21 protein-coding genes are annotated in these 22,022 nt (G+C 67.1%); 11 read left to right on the top strand and 10 right to left on the bottom strand.

What is annotated here, in order from left to right; all coding sequences use genetic code 11:
* Positions 1-13: 13 nt before the first annotated feature.
* Positions 14-1,369 (bottom strand): MFS transporter, encoded by a 1,356-nt coding sequence (locus E7V67_012270; GenBank protein ID WUR15842.1) that lies wholly within the window; start codon positions 1,367-1,369, stop codon positions 14-16.
* 306 nt (positions 1,370-1,675) lie between these two features.
* Here E7V67_012270 and gudD point away from each other — a divergent pair, with 306 nt between their 5' ends.
* The gene (gene gudD / locus E7V67_012265) at positions 1,676-3,016 is read left to right on the top strand and encodes a glucarate dehydratase (GenBank protein ID WUR15841.1); all 1,341 of its coding nucleotides are present in this window, start codon (positions 1,676-1,678) and stop codon (positions 3,014-3,016) included.
* A gap of 93 nt (positions 3,017-3,109) precedes the next feature.
* Here gudD and E7V67_012260 read toward each other — a convergent pair whose 3' ends face one another.
* The 4 genes from E7V67_012260 to E7V67_012245 are packed head-to-tail and all read right to left on the bottom strand — an operon-like array spanning position 3,110 to position 7,201.
* Positions 3,110-3,916 (bottom strand): TatD family hydrolase, encoded by an 807-nt coding sequence (locus tag E7V67_012260; GenBank protein WUR15840.1) that lies wholly within the window; start codon positions 3,914-3,916, stop codon positions 3,110-3,112.
* Between the two features lie 13 nt (positions 3,917-3,929).
* Entirely contained in the window at positions 3,930-4,628 is a 699-nt protein-coding gene (lolD, locus tag E7V67_012255; protein WUR15839.1) for a lipoprotein-releasing ABC transporter ATP-binding protein LolD, read from the bottom strand.
* Positions 4,629-4,638: 10 nt separating this feature from the next.
* Complete coding sequence (locus tag E7V67_012250) at positions 4,639-5,901, bottom strand: lipoprotein-releasing ABC transporter permease subunit (GenBank protein ID WUR15838.1); 1,263 nt, start codon at positions 5,899-5,901, stop codon at positions 4,639-4,641.
* Positions 5,902-5,935: 34 nt separating this feature from the next.
* Positions 5,936-7,201 carry a lipoprotein-releasing ABC transporter permease subunit gene (locus E7V67_012245; GenBank protein WUR15837.1) on the bottom strand — a complete coding sequence of 422 codons (1,266 nt, stop codon included), beginning with the start codon at positions 7,199-7,201 and terminating at the stop codon, positions 5,936-5,938.
* A 152-nt stretch (positions 7,202-7,353) separates the two neighbouring features.
* Between E7V67_012245 and E7V67_012240 the strand changes: the two genes are divergently transcribed.
* Together E7V67_012240 and recJ are read left to right on the top strand one after the other, a co-directional pair.
* Complete coding sequence (locus E7V67_012240; GenBank protein WUR15836.1) at positions 7,354-8,382, top strand: hypothetical protein; 1,029 nt, start codon at positions 7,354-7,356, stop codon at positions 8,380-8,382.
* Between the two features lie 30 nt (positions 8,383-8,412).
* A complete protein-coding gene (gene recJ / locus E7V67_012235) occupies positions 8,413-10,107 on the top strand; it encodes a single-stranded-DNA-specific exonuclease RecJ (GenBank protein WUR15835.1) in 1,695 nt (564 codons plus the stop codon).
* A 47-nt stretch (positions 10,108-10,154) separates the two neighbouring features.
* Here recJ and E7V67_012230 read toward each other — a convergent pair whose 3' ends face one another.
* Positions 10,155-10,604, bottom strand: a complete 450-nt coding sequence (locus E7V67_012230) for a nuclear transport factor 2 family protein (GenBank protein WUR15834.1) — start codon at positions 10,602-10,604, stop codon at positions 10,155-10,157.
* Positions 10,605-10,811: 207 nt separating this feature from the next.
* Here E7V67_012230 and E7V67_012225 point away from each other — a divergent pair, with 207 nt between their 5' ends.
* The 4 genes from E7V67_012225 to E7V67_012210 are packed head-to-tail and all read left to right on the top strand — an operon-like array spanning position 10,812 to position 13,160.
* Positions 10,812-11,249, top strand: a complete 438-nt coding sequence (locus tag E7V67_012225) for an MbcA/ParS/Xre antitoxin family protein (GenBank protein ID WUR15833.1) — start codon at positions 10,812-10,814, stop codon at positions 11,247-11,249.
* On the top strand, positions 11,250-11,975 hold the full coding sequence (locus E7V67_012220; GenBank protein ID WUR15832.1) for an RES family NAD+ phosphorylase: 726 nt from the start codon (positions 11,250-11,252) through the stop codon (positions 11,973-11,975).
* Between the two features lie 20 nt (positions 11,976-11,995).
* The gene (locus tag E7V67_012215) at positions 11,996-12,313 is read left to right on the top strand and encodes a DUF2288 domain-containing protein (protein ID WUR15831.1); all 318 of its coding nucleotides are present in this window, start codon (positions 11,996-11,998) and stop codon (positions 12,311-12,313) included.
* 7 nt (positions 12,314-12,320) lie between these two features.
* Positions 12,321-13,160 (top strand): DUF817 domain-containing protein, encoded by an 840-nt coding sequence (locus tag E7V67_012210; GenBank protein WUR15830.1) that lies wholly within the window; start codon positions 12,321-12,323, stop codon positions 13,158-13,160.
* Between the two features lie 9 nt (positions 13,161-13,169).
* Here E7V67_012210 and E7V67_012205 read toward each other — a convergent pair whose 3' ends face one another.
* Entirely contained in the window at positions 13,170-13,661 is a 492-nt protein-coding gene (locus E7V67_012205) for a nuclear transport factor 2 family protein (GenBank protein WUR15829.1), read from the bottom strand.
* Positions 13,662-13,854: 193 nt separating this feature from the next.
* Positions 13,855-15,882, bottom strand: coding sequence for a bifunctional 2',3'-cyclic-nucleotide 2'-phosphodiesterase/3'-nucleotidase (locus E7V67_012200; protein WUR15828.1), 2,028 nt, complete (start codon positions 15,880-15,882; stop codon positions 13,855-13,857).
* A 74-nt stretch (positions 15,883-15,956) separates the two neighbouring features.
* Here E7V67_012200 and E7V67_012195 point away from each other — a divergent pair, with 74 nt between their 5' ends.
* The 4 genes from E7V67_012195 to lysS all read left to right on the top strand — a co-directional run bounded on the left by E7V67_012195 (position 15,957) and on the right by lysS (position 19,631).
* A complete protein-coding gene (locus E7V67_012195; protein ID WUR15827.1) occupies positions 15,957-16,250 on the top strand; it encodes a hypothetical protein in 294 nt (97 codons plus the stop codon).
* 45 nt (positions 16,251-16,295) lie between these two features.
* Positions 16,296-17,400, top strand: a protein-coding gene (gene prfB, locus E7V67_012190) for a peptide chain release factor 2 (GenBank protein WUR15826.1) whose coding sequence is annotated in 2 segments (ribosomal slippage) — positions 16,296-16,376 and positions 16,378-17,400 — 1,104 coding nt in all. Because the reading frame shifts where the segments join, the coding sequence is not laid out codon by codon here.
* Positions 17,400-18,095, top strand: coding sequence for a beta-phosphoglucomutase family hydrolase (locus E7V67_012185; GenBank protein ID WUR15825.1), 696 nt, complete (start codon positions 17,400-17,402; stop codon positions 18,093-18,095). Before prfB ends, E7V67_012185 begins: the two co-directional genes overlap by 1 nt.
* Positions 18,096-18,101: 6 nt before the next feature.
* Complete coding sequence (gene lysS / locus E7V67_012180) at positions 18,102-19,631, top strand: lysine--tRNA ligase (protein ID WUR15824.1); 1,530 nt, start codon at positions 18,102-18,104, stop codon at positions 19,629-19,631.
* A gap of 378 nt (positions 19,632-20,009) precedes the next feature.
* On the opposite strand, the gene E7V67_012175 is transcribed toward lysS, so the two are convergent.
* Positions 20,010-20,525, bottom strand: coding sequence for an SLATT domain-containing protein (locus E7V67_012175; protein WUR15823.1), 516 nt, complete (start codon positions 20,523-20,525; stop codon positions 20,010-20,012).
* 7 nt (positions 20,526-20,532) lie between these two features.
* Entirely contained in the window at positions 20,533-21,906 is a 1,374-nt protein-coding gene (ppnN, locus tag E7V67_012170; protein WUR15822.1) for a nucleotide 5'-monophosphate nucleosidase PpnN, read from the bottom strand.
* Positions 21,907-22,022 lie beyond the last annotated feature (116 nt).

Here is a 22,022-nt window from a genome sequence, read left to right as displayed (position 1 = left end):
GACGCGCCTGACCTCACGGCTGCCGGAATTCGAAGCGGCGGATGTCGCCCACGACGAACAGGTAGCACAGGATCGCCACCAGCGCATTGGCGCCGACGAACACCAGCGCGCCGGCGAACGAGCCGGTGGCCTCGAGGATGTAGCCGATGGCGATCGGCGTCGTGATGGCGGCGGTATTGCCGAAGGTGTTGAACAAGCCGCCGCTCAGGCCCCCGGCTTCCTTCGGCGACGTATCCGACACGACCGCCCAACCCAGCGCGCCGACGCCCTTGCCAAAGAACGCCAGCGACATCACGGCCACGACGACCCAGTCCTGCTCGACGTAGTTACAGACGATCATGCTCATCGCCAGCAGCATGCCGCCCACGATCGGGGTCTTGCGCGCCAGCGACAGCGAGGCGCCGTGCTGCAGCATGCGGTCCGAGATCATGCCGCCCAGGATTCCGCCCAGGAAGCCGGCAACAGCCGGCAGCGCGGCCACGAAGCCCGCCTTCAGGATCGTCATGCCGCGTTCCTGCACCAGGTAGACGGGGAACCACGTGAGGAAGAAGTAAGTCAAGGTCGTGATGCAGTACTGGCCGACGTACACGCCCAGCAGCATGCGGCTGCCCAGCAGTTGGCGGATGATGGGGCCCGTCTCGATGCGCGCGGCGGCGCGCTGCGTATTCTCGATGTCCAGCAGCGCCCCGCCCTCTTCCAGGTAGGCCAGTTCGGCCGCGTTGACGCGCGGGTGCTGGCGCGGGCCATGCACCCAGCGCAGCCAGAACAGCGACATGCCGATACCCAGTGCGCCCATCACGTAGAACACGCTCTGCCAGCCGTAGCTGTGCACCAGCCATCCCATCAGGGGTGCGAACAGCACGGTGGCGAAATACTGCGCCGAGTTGAAAATGGCGGCGGCGCGGCCCCGCTCATTGGTGGGAAACCAGGCCGACGTGATGCGGCTGTTGCCAGGGAAGGAAGGCGCTTCCGCCGCGCCCACCAGCAGGCGCAGGCAGAACAGCGCCGCCACCGCGGCGCCGCCCGTGAAAAAGCCCACGCCGCCCATCAGCAGTGTGAACAGCGACCACAGGAAGATGCTGAAGAAGTAGGTGATCTTCGAGCCGAAGCGGTCCAGCAGCCAGCCACCCGGCAACTGGGCCAGCACGTAGGACCAGCCGAAAGCCGAGAACACATAGCCCATTTCGACCGCGGAGAGGCCCAGCAGCTTTTTCAGTTCCGGCCCGGCGATCGAGATCGTGGCGCGGTCGGCGTAGTTGATCGTCGTGACGATGAAGAGGATGGCGAGGATGCTCCACCGTACGCGGGTGGGGCGGGCGGGTCGCGGGTCGGGCCGGGCGGCCGGCTGCTTCAATTGCTGCGTTGGCATAACGTCTCCTGGTCGATGCATGGTGGGGTCCGATGGGTCGGATCTTGTTTTCTTTGCGATGACATATCATTTTCTGTCATCGCTGTTTATCACAGTATAAGCATGACTTCGATGAAACTGCAAATCCCCGGATCGCGCGCAAACCCGCGATTAATCAACGGTTTAGCCTACAATATTGCTGCTAAGGAAGGAAATATATTTTTGCGTTGCGTCGCCACGCAATGTTAGGCTAACATCCGGAACGGGGCGCTTGCGCGGCTTTTGAGCGTAACACGTCATTTTCTATCATTTCGATCAGGAGACACCATGAACCAATCCGCCTCGCGCGCGCCAACGATCACCGCGCTGCGCGTCATCCCTGTCGCCGGCCGCGACAGCATGCTGCTGAACCTGTCGGGCGCACATGGCCCCTATTTCACGCGCAACCTGGTGATCCTGACGGACAGCGCGGGGAACACCGGCGTGGGCGAAGTGCCCGGCGGCGAGGCGATCCGCACCACGCTGGAGGATGCGCGCATGCTGGTCGTCGGCCAGCCGATCGGCAATTACCAGGCCATCCTGAACAAGGTACGGGCCGCATTCGCCGAGCGCGACGCGGGCGGCCGCGGCAACCAGACCTTCGACCTGCGCGTGGCGATCCATGCGGTGACGGCGCTGGAAGCGGCGCTGCTGGACCTGCTGGGCAAGTTCCTCGAGGTGCCGGTCTGCGCGCTGCTGGGCGACGGCCAGCAGCGCTCACAGGTCGAGATGCTGGGCTACCTGTTCTACGTGGGCGACCGCGGCGCCACCGACCTGCCCTACCACAGCGCGCCCGATGAAGCCGACGACTGGCTGCGCCTGCGTCACGAAAAAGCGATGACGCCGGAAGCGGTCGTCAGGCTGGCCGAAGCGGCGTATGCACGCTACGGCTTCAGGGACTTCAAGCTGAAAGGCGGCGTGCTGCGCGGCGAGGAGGAAATCGCGGCCGTGACGGCGCTGGCGGAACGCTTCCCCGAGGCGCGCGTGACGCTCGACCCGAACGGCGGCTGGCTGCTGAAGGATGCGATCCGGCTATGCCGCGACCAGCACCACGTGCTGGCCTATGCCGAGGACCCGTGCGGCGCCGAGAACGGCTATTCCGGCCGCGAAGTGATGGCGGAATTCCGCCGCGCCACCGGCCTGCCGACGGCGACCAACATGATCGCCACCGACTGGCGCGAGCTGGGTCACGCGATCGCCCTGCAATCGGTCGACATCCCGCTGGCCGACCCGCACTTCTGGACGATGCAGGGCTCCGTGCGCGTGGCGCAGCTGTGCAAGGAATGGGGCCTGACGTGGGGCTCGCATTCGAACAACCACTTCGACGTGTCGCTGGCGATGTTCACCCACGTGGCCGCCGCCGCCCCGGGCAACATCACGGCGATCGACACGCACTGGATCTGGCAGGACGGCCAGTACCTGACCAGCAATCCCCTGCGGATCAGGCAGGGCAAGGTGGACGTGCCCACCAGCCCGGGCTTGGGCGTGGAGCTGGACATGACGGCGGTGGAAGCGGCCCATGAGCTGTATCGCAGCATGGGCCTGGGCGCACGCAACGATGCGGTGGCCATGCAGTACTTCTTCCCGGGCTGGACGTTCGATCCGAAGCGACCGGCGTTCGTGCGCTAGGGTCCAAAGGGTCTGTCCCCGCAGCGGTGCTGGCGTGCAGGCCAGCACCATGACCCTGGAGTTGGTGGCCGACCCGAGACGTCAACTTCGGGGTCAGTCCCCGTTGGGGACAGACCCCAGGCGCGGCAACACCGCCCGCGCGTTCGCCGTGGTCACGGCACGAACCTCCTCCACCGCCACCCCACGCAATTCGGCCAGCACGGCCCCGATCGCCGGCACCTGGTCCGGCGTATTGACCCCGGGATGCAGCCACTGTGGGGCGATGTCCGGCGCATCCGTCTCCATCACGATGGACGACAGCGGCAACTGCTCGGCCAGCCGCCGGATCTGCAAGGCCCGCGTAAAGGTCAGGTTGCCGCCGAAGCCCAGCTTGAAGCCCACCTCGATATAGCCCTGCGCCTGCTGGAAGCTGCCGTTGAACGCGTGCGCGATGCCGCCGGCTGGTGGAATTTGGCGCACGTGCTTGAGCACCTGGTCCTGCGACTTGCGCACGTGGGTCAGGATCGGCAGGCCGTATTCGCGCGCGATTTTCAATTGCTCGCGGAAGAAGTAGACCTGCTTTTCGCGCATGGCCGGCTCGGCCAGGTGCGGCAGGAAGAAGTCCAGCCCTACTTCGCCGATGGCGACGAAATTCGGGTCGGCCATGGCCGCCGCCACGCACGCGCGCATCGTGGCCAGGTCGTTCTCGCTCGCCTGCGGCACGCAGATCGGATGAATGCCCAAGGCGTAGCAGGCGTTCGGCGCCGCGGCACCCAACTGCGCCACGGCAGCGAAATTGTCGACCGTCACGGTGGGGATGACGATCATCGACACGCCCCGCGCCGCCGCATCCGCGGCCACGCGCAGCGATTCGCCGCCGAACTCGCGGGCGTCCAGGTGACAGTGCGTGTCGATCCACATGAAAAAACTCCCTTCAGGCGGGCCGCAGGCCTTCGTCCGTCATGCGCAGCATGCGGTCGCAGCGCCGCGCCAGTTCCGGGTCGTGCGTGACGATGACGAAGGCCGTGCCCAGGGTGCGCGACAGCTCCAGCATCAGATCGAAGATCTGTTCGGCCGTCGCGTGGTCCAGGTTCCCCGTGGGTTCGTCGGCCAGCACGCAAGCCGGCTGCGTGACCAGCGCGCGCGCCAGCGCCACGCGCTGGCGTTCGCCGCCGGACAGCTCGCCCGGCACGTGCGTGACGCGCTTGCCCAGGTTGACGCGCTCGAGCATCTGGCGCGCCTGCTCCTGCGCCGCCGCGCGCGGCATGCGGCGGATCATCAGCGGCATCGCCACGTTGTCCAGCGCCGAGAATTCCGGCAGCAGGTGGTGGAACTGGTAGACGAAGCCCAGCGCCTCGTTGCGCAGGTCGCCGCGCGCCGCTTCCGACAGGGTGGCGAAATCCTTGCCGCGCAAGGTGACGTTGCCCGCGGTGGGTGTATCGAGGCCGCCCAGCAGGTGCAGCAAGGTGGACTTGCCGGAGCCGGAGGCGCCGACGATGGCGACGCGCTCGCCGCGGTGCACGGCGAAATCGATGCCGCGCAGGACGTCGACCTGGTAGCTGCCCTGGGTGAAGGTCTTGCCCAGGTTGCGGCAGGACAGGACGGCGTCATGGTTCATGTTCATGGTGGTCATAAGGGTTGGATCATTCGTAGCGCAGCGCCTCGGCCGGCTTCACGCGCGCGGCCCACCAGCTGGGGTAGATGGTGGCGGCGAACGCCAGCAACACGGAGACGATGCCGATCGTGGTCACGTCCGGCCAGCGCATGTCGGACGGCACGGTGTTGATGTAATAGATGTCCTTGGACAGGAACTGGACGCCGAACAGCTGCTCGATGAACGGCACGATGACGTCGATGTTCAGCGCCACCAGCACGCCGCCGCCCACGCCCAGCGCGGTGCCCAACAGGCCCACCAGCGCGCCCTGGATCACGAAGATCTTCATGATCGAGCGCGGCGAGGCGCCCAGGGTGCGCAGGATGGCGATGTCGGGCTGCTTGTCCGTGACCGTCATCACCAGGGTGGAGACCAGGTTGAACGCCGCCACCGCCACGATCAGGGTCAGGATGATGAACATCATGCGCTTTTCCGTCTGCACCGCGGCGAACCAGTTGGCGTTCAGCTTGGACCAGTCGCGCACCGTGACGTGGGCCGGCATCAGCTTTTTCAGTTCTTCGGCCACCTGGGGCGCGCGGTGCATGTCCGCCAGGCGCAGGCGCAGGCCGGACGGCGCCGGCATGCGCAGCATGCGCTGCGCGTCCTGCAGGTGGATGAAGGCCATGCCGGCGTCGAACTCCTGGTGCTGCGCGGCGAAGATGCCGACCACCGTGAACGAGCGCATGCGCGGCACCAGGCCGGCCGGCGTCACGGTCCCCTGCGGCAGCACCATCGTCACCTTCTCGCCCAGGTTGGCGCCCAGTGCGCGCGCCAGGTCCACGCCCAGCACGATATTGAATTCGCCCGGCTTGAGGTCGGCGAAGCTGCCCAGCTTGACGTGGCTGGCCACTTCGGAGACCTGCGGCTCCTGTTCGGGCAGCACGCCGCGCACGATGGCCGGGCGCAGGGCCTCGCCGCCATGCATCAGGCCCGCCTGGGTTTCCGAGAACGGCGCGGCGCCGCGCACTTCCGGATGGCGCAGCGCCACCCTGGCCTGTTCCTGCCAGTCCGGCATGCCGGCCTGGGTATCGAACACCTCGACGTGCGCCAGCACCGACAGCATGCGCCCGGTGACGTCCTTCTGGAAGCCGTTCATCACGGACAGCACGATGATCAGCGCCGCCACCCCCAGCGCGATGCCGGCCGTGGAAATGAGCGAGATGAACGAGATAAAGCTGTTGCGGCCGCTGCGCTTGCCGGCCCGCGTGTAGCGCAGGCCCACCAGCCACTCGAACGGCAGATTCTTCAACATGGATCGGTCCTTGGTGTTCTCGTTTGTCTTCTTGTCATTCGTAGCGCAGCGCGTCGGCCGGCTTCACGCGCGCGGCCCACCAGCTGGGGTAGATGGTGGCCAGCAGGGCCAGGCCGACGGCGGTGGCGCCGATCGCGGCCACGTCCGGCCAGCGCAGGTCGGACGGCACGGCGCTGATGAAATAGATGTCCTTGGCCAGGAATTTCACGCCCAATACGGCCTCGATGGCCGGCACGATCACGTCCACGTTCAGGGCGATCGCGACGCCGCCGGCCACGCCCAGCATGGTGCCCAGCACGCCGACCAGCGCGCCCTGGATCATGAAGACCTTCATGATGGAGCGCGGCGAGGCGCCCAGGGTGCGCAGGATGGCGATGTCGGCCTGCTTGTCCGTCACCGTCATGACCAGCGTGGCGACCAGGTTGAACGCGGCCACGGCGATGATCAGGGTCAGGATCACGAACATCATGTGCTTCTGCGTCTGCACGGCGGCGAACCAGGTGGTGTTCAGCTTCGACCAGTCGCGGATCAGCAGTTCGCCCGGCATCGAGCCTTTCAGCTGCTGCGCCACGTCAAGCGCCTGCTGCATGTCGCGCACCTTCAGGCGCAGGCCGAACGGGCCGGCCAGCCTCAGGAGCTGCTCGCCGTCCTCGAGATGGACGTAGGCCAGCGCGGAATCGAATTCGTTGTGGCCGGCCTCGAAAATGCCGACGACGGTGAACGTGCGCATGCCGGGCGCGCCGCCGGCCAGGCCGCCGCCCTCGGCCAGCGCCATCGCCACCTTGCCGCCCACCTTCACTTCCAGCGCCTTGGCCAGCTCGACGCCCAGCACGATGTTGAAGGCACCCGGCTTCAGGTCGGCGAAACTGCCCTCGCGCACCTGGCGCACCACGTCCGACACCTTGGGCTCTTCGTCCGGCAGGATGCCGCGGATGACGGCCGGGCGCAGCACGTCGCCGCCGTGCGCCAGCAGGGCCTGCGTCTCGACGAACGGCGCGGCGCCGCGCACTTCGGGATTCTTCAGCGCCGCGCGCGCGGTGGCGCGCCAGTCCGTCATGGGACCGCCCATCTGGTAGATCTCCACGTGGCCCAGCACGGACAGCATGCGCGCCGTGACCTCCTTCTGGAAGCCGTTGTAGACGGACAGGACGATGATCAGCGCGGCCACGCCCAGGCCGATACCGGCCATCGAGATGGCGGAGATGAACGAGATGAAGCTGTTGCGGCCGCTGCGCTTGCCGGCGCGCGTGTAGCGCAGGCCGACCAGCCATTCGAACGGCAGGTTACGGGAAAAGCTCATGGGGCGGACGTGTTTCGATCGCGAAAGTGCGCAGTTTGCCATATAAACAGCATTTCATGGAGGGAAACACCATTCATGCGTGACCCGGCCAACATACATCGACGCCAGGGCCGTGGTTGAGGCTTGGGGCTGAAAAACCGTACAATGGCGGGATGCCTGCCGCCACCCTCCTCGTTCCGTTCGCCTTGCCACCCGCGCCGATGGCGCCCGACCTGATCCGCGCCCTGCAGGCGCCCGCGCTGGCGGCGCTGCTGTCGCGCCCCGCTGCCCAGGCATATCACCCCTTCGAAGCGGACAGCCGCGTGCTGCCGCACGAAGCCTGGGTCGCGCACGCGCTCGGCCTGGCGGGCGCGCCCACGGCGGCCGATGCCGGCGCGCCGGTGGCGCCGGCCGTGATGGCGGGCCATGGCATGGCGCCGCAAGCCGGCCACTGGTTCCTCGTCCATCCGGTGGCGATCCACGTGGGCAGCCACCTGCAGATGTCCGACCCACGCCAGCTGCAGCTGGCGGAAGAGGAATCGCGCACGCTGTTCGAGGCGGTGCTGCCGCTGTTTACCGACGACGGCCACGAGCTGGTGTACGCCGACGCGCACAACTGGTTCCTGCGCGCGGACGCCTGGGCCGGCCTGGACACGGCGTCGCCCGACGCCGCGTACGGCGACAACCTGCACGCCTGGATGCCACGCGGCGACATGGCGCGCGCCTTCCGCCGCCTGCAGAACGAGGTGCAGATGCTGTGGTTCGCCCATCCGCTGAACGCGGCGCGGCAGGCCCGCGGCCAGCCGCCGGTCAACTCGTTCTGGCTGTGGGGCGGTGCCGACGCGACGCGCCGGCCGGCCGCCAACAGCCTGGCCACGGCGGCCGCGCCGGACTGGCTGGCACGCCTGGCCGCGCCCGGGCACCGTGCCGCCACCCCGGCGCAACTGCGCGCGGGCGACGTGCTCGTGGCCGGCGCCGCGCTGGCATCCGGCCTGGCCGAGGACTGGGGCCTGTGGCTGGAGGCCATGGCCCGCCTCGAGCAGGACTGGTTCGCACCGCTGCTGGCGGCGCAGCGGGCCGGCAGCGTCGGCGAAGTCGAGCTGGTGCTGACCCACCGCGACGGCTGGCTGCAGACCCGCACGAGTAAAATGGCGCAGTACCGTTTCTGGCGCCCCGTCAACCTGAGCGCGCTACTGACCTGAGGCACCGCTTCACCTTCACCTGGATTCACCATGACCCGCATCACCACCCGCCCCTGCCCGTTCCGCGAAGCGGAAATGCTGCGCCAGGGCGGCATCCACCCCGTGCTGGCGCGCCTGTTCGCCGCGCGCGGGCTGACCGATCCGAAGGAGCTGTCGTCCGAGCTGGGCGCGCTGATCCTGCCATCCGGCCTGCTGCACATCGACCGGGCGGCCGCGTTCCTGGCGGACGCCATCGCCGCCAACAAGCGCATGGTCATCGTGGCGGACTACGACTGCGACGGCGCCACCGCCTGCGCCACCGCGCTGCGCGGCCTGCGCGCGATGGGCGCCACGGTCGACTTCATCGTGCCGAACCGCTTCGAATACGGCTACGGGCTGACGCCGGAAATCGTCGCACTGACGGCGCGCGAGAAGAATCCGGACATCATCATCACCGTCGACAACGGCATCGCCAGCATCGAGGGCGTGGCCGAGGCGAGCCGGCGCGGCATCGAGGTCGTCGTCACCGACCACCACCTGCCGGGCGAGCGCCTGCCGGACGCGCGCGTCATCGTCAACCCGAACCAGCCGGAGTGCGGCTTCCCGTCCAAGAACCTGGCCGGGGTCGGCGTGGTGTTTTACGTGCTGCTGGCGCTGCGCGCCGAGCTGCGCCGGCGCGGCGTGTTCGACCAGTCCACCCAGCCGAAGCTGGACAACCTGCTGGACCTGGTGGCGCTGGGCACGGTGGCGGACGTCGTCAAGCTGGACGCCAACAACCGCATCCTCGTCGCCCAGGGCCTGAAGCGCATGCGCGCGGGTCGCATGCACGCGGGCGTGGCGGCGCTGTTCCGCGTGGCCGGGCGGCAGGCGCGCAGCGCCACGCCGTTCGACCTGGGCTTCGCGCTGGGTCCGCGCCTGAACGCGGCGGGCCGCCTGCAGGACATGTCGCTGGGGATCGAATGCCTGGTCACGGACGACGAGGAACGGGCCTGGGCGCTGGCGCAGCAGCTCAACGAGATCAACATCAAGCGGCGCGAGATCGAGGCGGAGATGCAGGATACGGCGCTGCTGCACCTGGACGCCTTCGAGCCGGCCGACAGCACCACGATCGCCGTGTTCGACCAGTCCTGGCACCAGGGCGTGATCGGCATCGTCGCCTCGCGCCTGAAGGAAAAGTTCTACCGTCCCACGATCACATTCGCCCCCGCCGGCGACGGCTGGATCAAGGGCTCGGGGCGCTCGATCGCCGGCTTCCACCTGCGCGACGCGCTCGACCTGGTGTCGAAAAGGGCGCCCAGCCTGATCGACAAGTTCGGCGGCCACGCGATGGCGGCGGGCCTGTCGATCCGCCCCGAGGCCTTCGACGCCTTTGCCGACGCGTTCGAGACCGTCGGCCGCTCCTGGCTCAGCGAACAGCAGCTGGAGCGGGTGATCGAGACGGACGGTCCGCTGGAGGATGCGTACTACTCGACCCAGTTCATCGAGCTGATCGACGGCATCGTCTGGGGCCAGGGCTTCGCGCCGCCCGTGTTCTGCGACGAGTTCCGCGTGGTCAGCCAGCGCATCCTGAAGGAGCGCCATCTGAAGCTGCTGCTGGAAAAGAACGGCGCCCGCTACGACGCCATCTGGTTCGGCCGCACCGATGCGCTGGGCGACCGCGCCCGCGTCGCGTTCCGGCTCGATGCCAACGAATACAACGGCACCACCCGGGTGCAGCTGATGGTGGAGCACGCCGAGGCCTGCTGAACAGCGCTGCAATCGTCGACGCCGGGGACAGGCGCCGATCGGGGGGGTTATTTACAATCGCACACCGGCTCCCCCTTGTCGAACACGATGCGCCATTGCCCCGGCGCTTCCTGCCGCCAGATCGAATTGAAGCGCGCCGTCAGCTTGCCCTGCGGGTCGCGCACCGGCCCGCCCGACTGCGCCAAGGTGCCCGACGCCAGCACCACCACCCGGTCCGGCTCCCACGAGAACGGTGCTTGCCCGCCCTCGAAGTAGCGTTTCCAGGCGGCTGCCACGGCGGCCTTGCCGCGCAGCGGCTCGCGCCCGCCGTCGAAAATCGCCTCCTCCGCAAGAAAAGTCTGGAATGCCGCGAAGTCGCGCCGCGCCATCGTGGCGGCAAACGCTTTTTCCGTTTCGGTGACCTGCCGTGTCAGCTCGGCATTGTCGCCCGGGGGCAGTTGGGCGCAAGCGCTCAGCAGCGCGGCGGCTGGCAATGCCAGGCGGTACTTGGTCCTCATCGCGGCTCCTTTCAGGCAAAGTCTGGTCAAAAGTAACCTTTGGTTGAGGTAATCTTACGCCTGCCGGTCAAGACCGGCCAGCCCTGTCAGACGGATTCGCACAGCCCCGTTCCCGGCCCGCCTACAGTCGAGGTTGGTTTGGTGCAATGAAAAAAGCTTGCGTTCAATCCGGATGCGGAGTATAAAGTCACCATATATGGAGGATCTATGTATTCCGCCTACGCCTATCCGAAAAGTCGCTACCTGCCCCAGAACCCTGTCGACCTGAATGCCCGCGAAGAACGCGAACGGCTGTCGAAGTCCGCATTGAAGGGTTTTTTCAAGCTGGCCGCGGCCTGGAAGCTGCGGGACGACGATGCGCGCGAGCTGCTGGGCGGCCTGTCCAGCAGCGCGTTCTACGAATGGAAGAAGAACCCGGACCGGGTGCTGGAGGTGGACCGCATCACGCGCATCTCCTACCTGCTCGGCATTTATAAAACCCTGCACATCATCTACGGCGACAAGCTGGCCGACGAGTGGGTCAGCCTGCCCAACCGGAACCTCATCTTCGGTGGCCGCACGCCGCTTGCCTACATGCTGGCGGGCGGCCTGCTGTCGATGCAAACCGTGCGCAAACTGCTCGATGCGCGGCGTGGGGGCCTGTAATTGCCCGACACCCTGCCGACTCCACCGCTGCGGCTGCTGCGCCAGTTCGATACCTGCCGCCTGATTCCCTCCCGCTTTGCCGACGTCGAAGATTCCGTGCTCGCGCCGCTGGCCGACAGCGATGCCGAGCTGCGCGACCTGTTCGAACTCGACAACGCCACCAATGCGCGCCTGCTGTCCGAGCACGGCGGCACGCCCGGCATCGGCATCGACGAGCTGCTGTTCGCCGTGCCGAACTACCGCATCGTCAACGCAGCCTATACCTACGCCCGCCCCGAGGGCAGCCGCTTCAACGATGGCGAGCGCGGCGCGTGGTACTGCGGCTTCGCGATGGAGACGGCACTGGCCGAGGTGATGTTCCACAAGACCGTCGAGTACGCGGAGATCGACCGCTTCGAAGACAGCGTGACCTACCAGGCCATGCAGGCCGACTTCACGGCGCGCTTCCACGACATCCGCGGCCTGAGCGAATTCGCCGATTGCCTCGACCCGGCCAGCTACGTGGCGTCGCAGGCGCTGGCCGAGCGGCTGCTGGCCGGCGGCTCGACGGGCATCATCTACCCCAGCGTGCGCCACGAGGGCGGCACCTGCCTGGCCTGTTTCCGTCCCGCGCTGGTCGGCAATGTTCGCAAAGGGCCGGCCTATCGGTTAACATGGCGGGGCACGCCGCAGCCGCTGGTCGAAGCGATCCCGCTGCCCGTCGCACCACAGACAACCCAACCGTGAACCACATGCCGAACCAGCCCATGCAACTCGATCCCGACAAAGACACCGAACTGCGCCAGAAAGTGAACCGCGAGACGGCGCGCCTGCCGTGGACGGAGCTGATGCGCCATTTCGCCTCGGGCAACGTGGTGTGGGTGGCCGACGAGCTGGATCTGGTGGACGTGGCCGTGCGCGTCGCCCACGACGACAAGGCCAGCGTCGGCCAGTGGATGGCGGCGGGGCAGATCGCCAAGGTCTCCGACCAGCAGGCGCAAGGCTGGCTGGAGACGGATGCCAGCTTGTGGGCCTGCGTCGTCAGCCCGTTCATCCTCGTCCAGCAGCAGAAGCGCCCGCACTGAAGCGCCGATGCTGGCGGCCCTCGACAGCCACCTGACGGACGCCCGTCCGCGCGCGCTGGCCGGCTGGCGCCGCGCCCTGGTCGAATTCCTGTACTTCGGCGTCAAGGAGGCGCGCGCCTGCCTGTTCGTGGGGCTGTTCTTCGCGGCCGTGTTCCTGGTGCCGCGCGCCGGCCTGCTGGGCATCGCGCGCTACGACGTGCTGCTGCTGGCCGCGCTGGCGATCCAGGGCGGCATGGTAGCGACCCGGCTGGAAACCTGGGACGAACTGAAGGCCGTCAGCCTGTTCCACGTGGTCGGTTTCGCGCTGGAGGTATTCAAGACGTCCGGCGCGATCGGCTCGTGGAGCTACCCGGATGCCGGGCTGACCAAGCTGTTCGGCGTGCCGCTGTTCGCCGGCTTCATGTACGCGGCGGTGGGCAGCTACATCATCCAGGCCTGGCGCCTGTTCGACCTGCGCATCCGCCACCATCCGCCCTACCCGCTGGCGGCGCTGATCGCGCTGCTGATCTACGCGAATTTCTTCACACACCACTACATCGGCGACTACCGCTGGTACCTGGCCGCCTGCGCGCTGGGCCTGTACGCCCGCACCACCGTGATCTTCCGGCCGCTGGACCGCGACCGGCGCATGCCGCTGCTGCTGGCCTTCGTGCTGATCGGCTTCTTCATCTGGCTGGCGGAAAACCTGGGCACGTTCTTCGGCGTGTGGCGCTATCCGAACCAGCTGGGCGCCTGGGCCGTGGTCCACGTCAGCAAATGGAGTTCGTGGTCGCTGCTGGTCGTGATGACGTTTACGATCGTGGCCAACCTGAAGCACGTCAAGGCGCGCATCCACGTGCCGGAGTGAGCTGCCGGCTCAGTTGCAAGCGGACGGCTCGCTGGCGAGCTTGATCTCGGTGCCCTGATGATACGTGTTCTTCCAGCCGTCCGGCTCGCGCACCCACACGTGCACGTAGCGTCCCCGGAACAGCTTGCCGCCCTTCTGCTGGCTGCGGAACACGCCCGCGACGATGGCCGATTGGCCGCCCGGCAGCAGCTGCACGTCGGCCGTTTCGACCTCGTAGGTCGTGAAACGGAAGTCGCCCCGCTCCAGTGCCGTCAGCAGCTCGGTCTTGCTGCGCACGCGGCCGCGGCTTTCCACGTGCCGGTAGTAGCGGTCCATCAGCTCGCGCAGGGCGGGCGCGTCGCGCCTTACGATCGCGTCCGCGCGCTGCTTTTCCAGGGCCAGCAGTTGGGCTTCCACGTCGCTTTCGGCGGCGCGCTGGCTGGGCTGTGCCTTGGCGGCGAGGGCCGGGCCGGACGCCAGCTGAGCCAGGATGAAACAGATGCCGCAAGCCAGAGCTTTCATGTGGCGTCCTCCTTTATGCGGGTTCCATGATAGCAGTGACGAGCACGCTTGGGCGGGCGGGTGTCGCTTGTGCGCCAAGTGATTCCGTCACGTTTGCGTTGCTGAAGGGCTGTGAAGGGCCGGGGCCGGACCCGGCGGGTCCGACCCCGGCCCTTCAGCACCGCGCCGCATGCCGCCGATGGCACCGCCGCGATCAGCGACCCAAGTCGATGGCATACACCGCCAGCCCCTTGCCGCCACGGTCATCCGAGCGCAGCTCGCGTACATTGTCGATGCCCGCTTCGCGCGCCAGCGCGGTCTTGCCGGGCGCCGAGTGGAACACGACCGGCCCGGCGGTCTTGACGCGCTTGAAACGCCAGCTGCGCGCGTCGCCGTGCGTGGCGCGGCGCAGTTCGCGTTCGCGCTTGATGTAGTCGATCAGCACGTCGCGATTGTTGTCCGGCGCCGTGACGACCGTGCGGCTGCCGTCCAGGCCCGGGAAGGCGCCGCCACCGGCGGCGCGGTAATTATTGGTCGCGACCAGGAATTCCTGGGCCGGGGCGACGGGGGCGCCGCGCCAGCGCAGGTCGACGATACGCTGGCCGGCGGGCCGCGTGACGTCGATCTCGTACCGCAGCTCGGCGCTGGTCGGCATGTCGAAGTTGAAGCCGGCGAACGAGGTATTGACGAGCTCCTGCTCGCCCGGCCGGGCCGGGTCGATGGTATTGAACCGGCCCGCCGCTTTTTCCAGCCAGCCTTTCAGCACCGCGCCGTCCACCTTCACGCCGACCAGCGAGTTCGGGTACAGGTACAGATCGGCCGCGTTGTTGAGCGCGATGCGGCCCGCCGCCACGTCGGTAAAGTCGGTGGCGCCGGCGCTGCCGGTCTTGAACGGCGACGCCAGCGACAGCACCGGCAGCCCGGCATATGCCGGCAGGTTGGCCTTGACGTAGTCGGCCAGGTAGGCGGCCTGCGCCTGGTTGACGACCTGGATCGCGCTGACGTCGCCCACGTCGGCGAAATAGGTGGACAGGCGGAAGTCGGTGGCGCCGATCGGCGTTTTCACATAGCGGATCGTCGCCGCGTGTTCGGACTCGATCAGCGGCAGCACGGCGCCATCGGCCGCCACGGCAGGGCCGCCGGCGGGCTGGATCGGCCGCACCTCCACCGTCGTGCGCTCCTTGTCGACCAGCCAGCGCCCGTCCTTGCGGGTCAGGCGCAGACCGATCACGCCCAGATGCTTGCCCCACAGGCTGGCCATCACGGTCGGCACGCCGTACACGGTGCCTTTCGCCTTGTCCACGCCGGGCAGGTTGAATTGCGCGACCGTGCTGGCCGCGTTCGGGAATACCTGGTGCGAGTGGCCGATCAAGAGCGCATCGACGCCCGGCACGCGGGCCAGGTGCCAGCTGCCGTTTTCCAGCGTCGGCGAATAGTCGCTGTCATCCAGGCCGCCGTGCGAGATCGCCACCACCAGGTCGGCGCCTTTGGCGCGCATCTCGGGGATGTAGCGCTCGGCCGCCTCGCGCACGCCGAGGGTCCTCACCTTGCCTTCCAGGTGGCGCTTGTCCCAGGTCAGGATCGTCGGCGGGGTGAAGCCGATGATGCCGACCTTGATCGTGGCGCGCAGCGGCTGGCCGTCCGGGCCGGTGGCCGTGACCGGCTTGTCGATGATGGCATAAGGGCGGAACAATGGCTGGCCGGACTTGACGCTGACCACGTTGGCCAGCACGTGCGGAAAGGTGGGACCGGCGCAGGCGGGGCGGGCGGCATCGACGCCGTCGACGTCGAAACGGCTGCCGGTGACCTGGTTCAGGTAGGCCAGGCCATAGTTGAAATCGTGGTTGCCGACACCGGCGCCGTCATAGCCCAGCGCATTGAACACCTTGTAGATCGCCAGCGTTTCGCCGCACGGCAACGGCGCCGCCACGGCCTGGTAGTCGGACAGCGCCGTGCCCTGGATGGTGTCGCCATTGTCCAGCAGGACGTTGTTGGGGAACTCGGCGCGGGCGGCGCGGATCAGCGTGGCGGTGCGCTCCAGCCCCAGCGAGGCATCCGGCGCCAGCTTGTAATAATCATAACTGGCGACGTTGCCGTGCAGGTCCGTCGTTTCCAGCAGCGCCAGGGTGACGGTGCTGCCGGCCGGGACTCCCGGTACGATGGTGGTGCAGCCACCGACAAGCAGGGCAAGGAGTGGCAGGCTGAGTGGCAGGCAAATACGCGACAGGCGCTGGGACGACATGGGATTTCCATCACTTGTGGGGGGAACGGCATGCATAATACGCAGGAGCCGCCGCCCACTCAAGGAGCATCGCCATGCCCGTCCGCCGCCGCGCCCTGCTGGCCGCCACCTGCGTGGTCGCCTATTTCTTCGTTTCCTACGCCGTCATCGTGTTCGGGCCGGCCGGCCCCGTCACCTTCTACGCCACCTTGCCGGCCCAGGCCCTCGTCATCGCCTGGAACCCGGTACTCGGCCCGCTCGGGCTGACCGAAGGCAGCTGGCTGGTGGCGCCGACCGTCCCGGCCTGCATCGCCATCGTGCTGCTGTACGGCGCGCTGGCCTATGGCGCGGTGCTGCTGGCGGGCGCACGCCGCGGCAGAGGGCGGTAAGGTATAATCCGAGGTTTGATCGCACTCTACAGAGACATAAAAATCATGGAAGCCGAACGCATCAACGCCCTCTCCGCCCAGCTCGCCGATCTGACGACCCGCGAAGCCGAACTTCGGAGGTATCTTTGACTTCGATAAGAAGTCGGAGAAACTGGAACAACTGAACGCCGAGCTGGAAGACCCGGCGGTCTGGAACGATCCCAAGAAAGCCCAGGACATGGGCCGCGAGAAGAAGGCACTGGAAGCCATCGTCGACACGCTGACGAAGGCAAAGGCCGACCTCGCGGACATGGCCGAGCTGTTCGAGATGGGCAAGGAAGAGAACGACGACAGCACGCTGGAAGCCGTCATCGCCGATACGGCCGAGATCCAGAAGGTCATCGAGGGTCTCGAGTTCCGCCGCATGTTCAACAACCCGATGGACCCGAACAACTGCTTCATCGACATCCAGGCCGGCGCCGGCGGCACCGAGGCGCAGGATTGGGCCTCGATGCTGCTGCGCCAGTACGTGCGCTACTGCGAACGCAAGGGCTTCAAGGTCGAGATCATGGAAGAGTCCGAGGGTGAAGTCGCCGGCATCAAGACGGCCACCTTGAAGGTCGAGGGCGACTACGCCTACGGCCACCTGCGCACGGAAACCGGCGTGCATCGCCTGGTGCGCAAGTCGCCGTTCGACAGCGCCAATGGCCGCCACACGTCGTTCACGTCGCTGTTCGTCTACCCGGAAGTGGACGACTCCATCGAGATCGAGATCAACCCGGCCGACCTGCGCATCGACACGTACCGCGCGTCCGGCGCCGGCGGCCAGCACATCAACAAGACCGACTCCGCGGTGCGCCTGACGCACGCGCCGTCCGGTATCGTCGTGCAGTGCCAGAACGACCGCTCGCAGCACCGCAACAAGGCCGAGGCGATGGAAATGCTGAAGGCCAAGCTGTACGAGCAGGAGCTGCGCAAGCGCATGAGCGAGCAGCAGAAGCTGGAAGACTCGAAGACGGACGTGGGCTGGGGCCACCAGATCCGCTCCTACGTGCTGGACCAGTCGCGCATCAAGGACCTGCGCACGGGCTTCGAGACCGGCAACACGAAAAACGTGCTGGACGGCGACCTGGACGACTTCATCGCCGCCTCGCTGAAACAGGGCGTCTGATGAGCAAGCCAGCACGTGCCTTCATCTTCGACATGGACGGCACCATCGTCGACAACATGGCCTTCCACACCAAGTCCTGGCTGGCGTTCTTCGAGCGCCGCGGCCAGGCCATCGACGCCGACGCCTTCTTCCGCGCCACGGCCGGCCGCCAGGGCCACGAGATCATGCGCACCTACCTGGGTGCCGACCTGACCCTGGAACAGACGGCCGAACTGGACGCCGAGAAGGAAGAGCTGTACCGCGAGCTGTACGCGCCGCACCTGGAAGCCGTCGCCGGCTTCGAGCAGTTCGTCGCCACCGCCCAGGAAGCGGACGTGCGCCTGGCCGTGGCCACCGCCGCGCCACCCGCCAACATCGTCTTCACGCTCGATGGCCTGGACCTGCGCCGCCACTTCGACGCGGTCGTCGGCGCGGCGGACGTGGCGCGCGGCAAGCCCAATCCGGACGTATTCCTGCTGGCCGCCGAGCGCTGCGGCGTGGCGCCCGAGCACTGCATCGTGTTCGAGGATGCGCCGCTGGGCGTGGAAGCGGCGCGGCGCGCCGGCATGCGCGCGGTCGTGCTGACGACCACGTTGCCGGCCGACGCCTTCGCCGAATTCGACAACGTCATCCGCGTCGCGCGCGACTTTACAGAACTGAATATCGACGCACTCTTCGCCAGCAGTGCCGTCACCACCACCACTACAGAAGCATAAATCACCATGACTACGGAAATCCAAGACCAGGCGCCCGGCCAGGACGACAACAAGATCATCGCCGAACGCCGCGCCAAGCTGGCCGCGATCCGCGAAAAAGGCGTCGCCTTCCCGAACGACTTCCGCCCGGAACACAAGGCCGCCGACCTGCATGCGCAGCATGGCGAAAAGTCGCGCGAAGAACTGGAAGCGAACCCCGTGCCGGTGGTGCTGGCGGGCCGCATGATGTTGAAGCGCGAAGCGGGCAAGAAGGCCGCCTTCGCCACGCTGCAGGATTCGTCCGGCGCCAAGTGCGACGGCCGCATCCAGATCTACGTCACCCTGGACGCCACCGGCGAAGCGGCGATGGAAGCTTTCCGTACCTATGACCTGGGCGACATCCTGGGCGTGGTCGGCACGCTGTTCAAGACCAAGACGGACGAGCTGACGGTGAAGGTGACGGAACTGCGCCTGATCACCAAGTCGCTGCGCCCGCTGCCGGACAAGTTCCACGGCCTGGCCGACCAGGAGACCAAGTACCGCCAGCGCTACGTCGACCTGATCATGAACGAGGAAACCCGCCGCACGTTCAAGGCCCGCACCGCCGCGATCGCGTCGATCCGCCGCTTCATGCAGGACAACGAGTTCATGGAAGTCGAAACGCCGATGCTGCACACGATCCCGGGCGGCGCGGCGGCGAAACCGTTCATCACGCACCACAACGCGCTGGACATGCAGATGTTCCTGCGCATCGCGCCGGAGCTGTACCTGAAGCGCCTGGTGGTGGGTGGCTTCGACCGCGTGTTCGAGATCAACCGCAACTTCCGCAACGAGGGCGTGTCGATCCGTCACAACCCCGAATTCACGATGATGGAGTTCTACGCGGCGTACACGGACTACCAGTGGATCATGAACTTCACGGAAGCCGTGATCCGCCAGGCCGCCATCGACGCGCACGGCTCGGCGGTGCTGACCTACGGCGGCCGCGAGCTGGACCTGTCGAAGCCGTTCCACCGCCTGACGATCGTCGGCGCCATCAACAAGTTCGCGCCGCACTACACGGACGAACAGCTGAACGACGCCGAATTCATCACGGCCGAGCTGAAGAAGTTCGGCGTCAAGCCGCACGCGCACTCCGGCCTGGGCGCGCTGCAACTGGCGCTGTTCGAGGAAACGGCCGAAGCGCAGCTGTGGGAGCCGACCTTCATCATCGACTATCCGGAAGAAGTGTCGCCGCTGGCGCGCGCGTCCGACACCCGCAAGGGCATCACCGAGCGCTTCGAGCTGTTCATGGTGGGCCGCGAGATCGCCAACGGCTTCTCCGAGCTGAACGACGCCGAAGACCAGTCGGCCCGCTTCCTGGCCCAGGTGGCCGCCAAGGAAGCCGGCGACGACGAGGCGATGTACTACGACGCCGACTACATCCGCGCGCTGGAATACGGCATGCCGCCGGCCGGCGGCTGCGGCATCGGCATCGACCGCCTGATCATGCTGCTGACGGATTCGCCCAACATCCGCGACGTGCTGCTGTTCCCGCACCTGCGCAAGGAAGACTGATCCGCCTAGGGACTGTCCCCGCATGGGGACTGCCCCTGAAGTTCTGCGGGCTCGTCGCTACGCAGCCGAACTTCGGGGTCAGTCCCCGTTGGGGACAGACCCCAACCTGTCCAGCATCGCCACCAGATCGACGATCCGGTAGCTCTCGGTCCCGCCCTCGCCTGCCACGGCAATGAAGCGCGCGCCGGCCGGCACCGTCGACCGCACCCACTCCACCACGCAGGCCACGTGCCGCCCTGGCGCAGCACCGGCACGGCGCCGCCACCGCGCACCTGGCGCAGGTCCGTCCCCGATCTACGTCTTGCGCGTCGAAATCCTGCCCCTTCCTTGCGCCCGCGCGCCATCCCGCCCTGGTTGGACAGCAAGCGACGCTGGACGCTAGCCGCCGGCCACGGGCGTCGTGTCCGCCCGCAGCACCTTCAGCACGCGCGCATGGATGGCGCTGGACACGGCCGGCGCCTCCTGGCCCAGCCGGTCCAGCTTGTCGCGCAGGACATTGATGTAGTTCGGCTCGTGCGCCGCCGTGCCACTGGCGTGCATGGCTTCCAGCTCGCGCCGGATGGCGCCGTAGCGGGCGCCGAAGGTCTTGTGCTTCTCGGCGCGCTCGGCGAACTTGAAGAACGTCTGCAAACTCGACAGGATCGCCGCCAGCACGCTCAGCGCGCCCACCGCCAGCTTGGCCTCGACCGCCACCACCTCGGCGGCGATCGACGCGAACACCGAGGTGCCGACCACGCCGGAGATGACGATGACGGGCACGCCCAGCCAGTAGCTGCGCCGTTCCAGCATCGTCGCCATTTCGTAGTGGCCCAGCTGCGATTCGCGCGCCCGGCGCAGCCACGCCAGGATCAGCGCGTCGGCGTCGTGCGGCGGGTGGTACGGCGGTTCGACCATCGCCGGCCTACGACTTGACGACCCGGTAGCACGGCGTATAGGCCTTGCCCGGCAGTTTCATGCGGCTCTGCGCCACGAACGACGCCAGCAGCGCGTCCATCGGCTCCATGATCGTCAGGTCGCCGCAGATCTCGAAGTGACCGTGCTGCTCGATGGCGCGGATGCCGTCGTCCTTGACGTTGCCCGCCACCACGCCGGAAAACGCCCGGCGCAGGTCGGCCGCCAGCAGGTGCACGGGCTGGTTCTTGTGCAGCTTCAGGTTGCGCATGTTCTCGTGCGTGGGCGCGAACGGGCGCTGGAACTCGTGGTCGATCTTCAAGGCCCAGTTGAAATAGTAAGCGTCGCTGCGGCCCTTGCGGAACTCGCGCACCTGCTTGATCCCTTCCTGCATCTCGCGCGCCACGGCTTCCGGATCGTCGACGATGATCTTGTAGCGCTGCTGCGCTTCGGGCCCCAGCGTGGTGCCGATGAATTCGTTGATCTGCACGAAGTACTCGCGCGACGACTCGGGACCCGTGAAGATCAGCGGGAACGGGATGTCGGCATTGTCCGGATGGAGCAGGATGCCCAGGATGTACAGGATCTCCTCGGCCGTGCCGGCCCCGCCGGGGAAGACGATGATGCCGTGCCCCGTGCGCACGAACGCTTCCAGGCGCTTCTCGATGTCCGGCATGATCACCAGGTCGTTGACGATCGGGTTGGGCGACTCGGCCGCGATGATGCCCGGCTCCGTGATGCCCAGGTAGCGGCCGCTCATGAAACGCTGCTTGGCATGGCCGATGGTCGCGCCCTTCATCGGGCCCTTCATCGCGCCGGGGCCACAGCCGGTGCAGATGTCCAGGCCGCGCAGGCCCAGCTGGTAGCCCACTTCCTTCGAGTAGTTGTACTCGGCGCGGTTGATCGAGTGGCCGCCCCAGCACACCACCAGGTTCGGATTGAGTTGCGGGCGCAGCACGTTGGCGTTGCGCAGGATGTGGAAGACGGCGTCCGTGATGCCTTCGGTCGAGGCCAGGTCGAACTTCGGGTTGTCCGTCACTTCGTTGCTGACGAAGACGATGTCGCGCAGCACGGCAAACAGGTGCTCGTGGATGCCCTTGATCATCTTGCCGTCGACGAAGGCGATCGCGGGGGCCCCCTTGATCTCCAGCTTGATGCCGCGCTCGCGCTGGATGATGTTGATCTCGAACGATTTGTAGCGCTCCAGCAGCTCCTTGCCATCGTCGATGGTGCTGCCGCAGTTGAGGACCGCCAGCGCGCAGTTGCGGAACATATTGTAGAGACCGCCCTTGCCCGAATCGAGCAGTTTGACGACCTCTGCCTTGGACAAGACCTCAAGTTTGCCCTCTGGTGAAATCAGTGTATCGACAAAGCCTTGTTCCATGGTGCATCAATCCTTATCAGTTTCCCGGCCCGCCGTGCTCTGCAATAGGGCCGTACGAACCGTCAATATACACGCATCCCGCCCCTCCTATAGGGCCAACACGGTTGCAACAATTG

The organism is [Empedobacter] haloabium (genome assembly GCA_008011715.2).
In the GTDB taxonomy this organism is placed as follows: Bacteria; Pseudomonadota; Gammaproteobacteria; order Burkholderiales; family Burkholderiaceae_D; genus Rugamonas; species Rugamonas haloabia.
The sequence above is the reverse complement of the archived record's forward strand: the minus strand, read 5'-3'. Positions and strand labels throughout refer to the sequence as shown.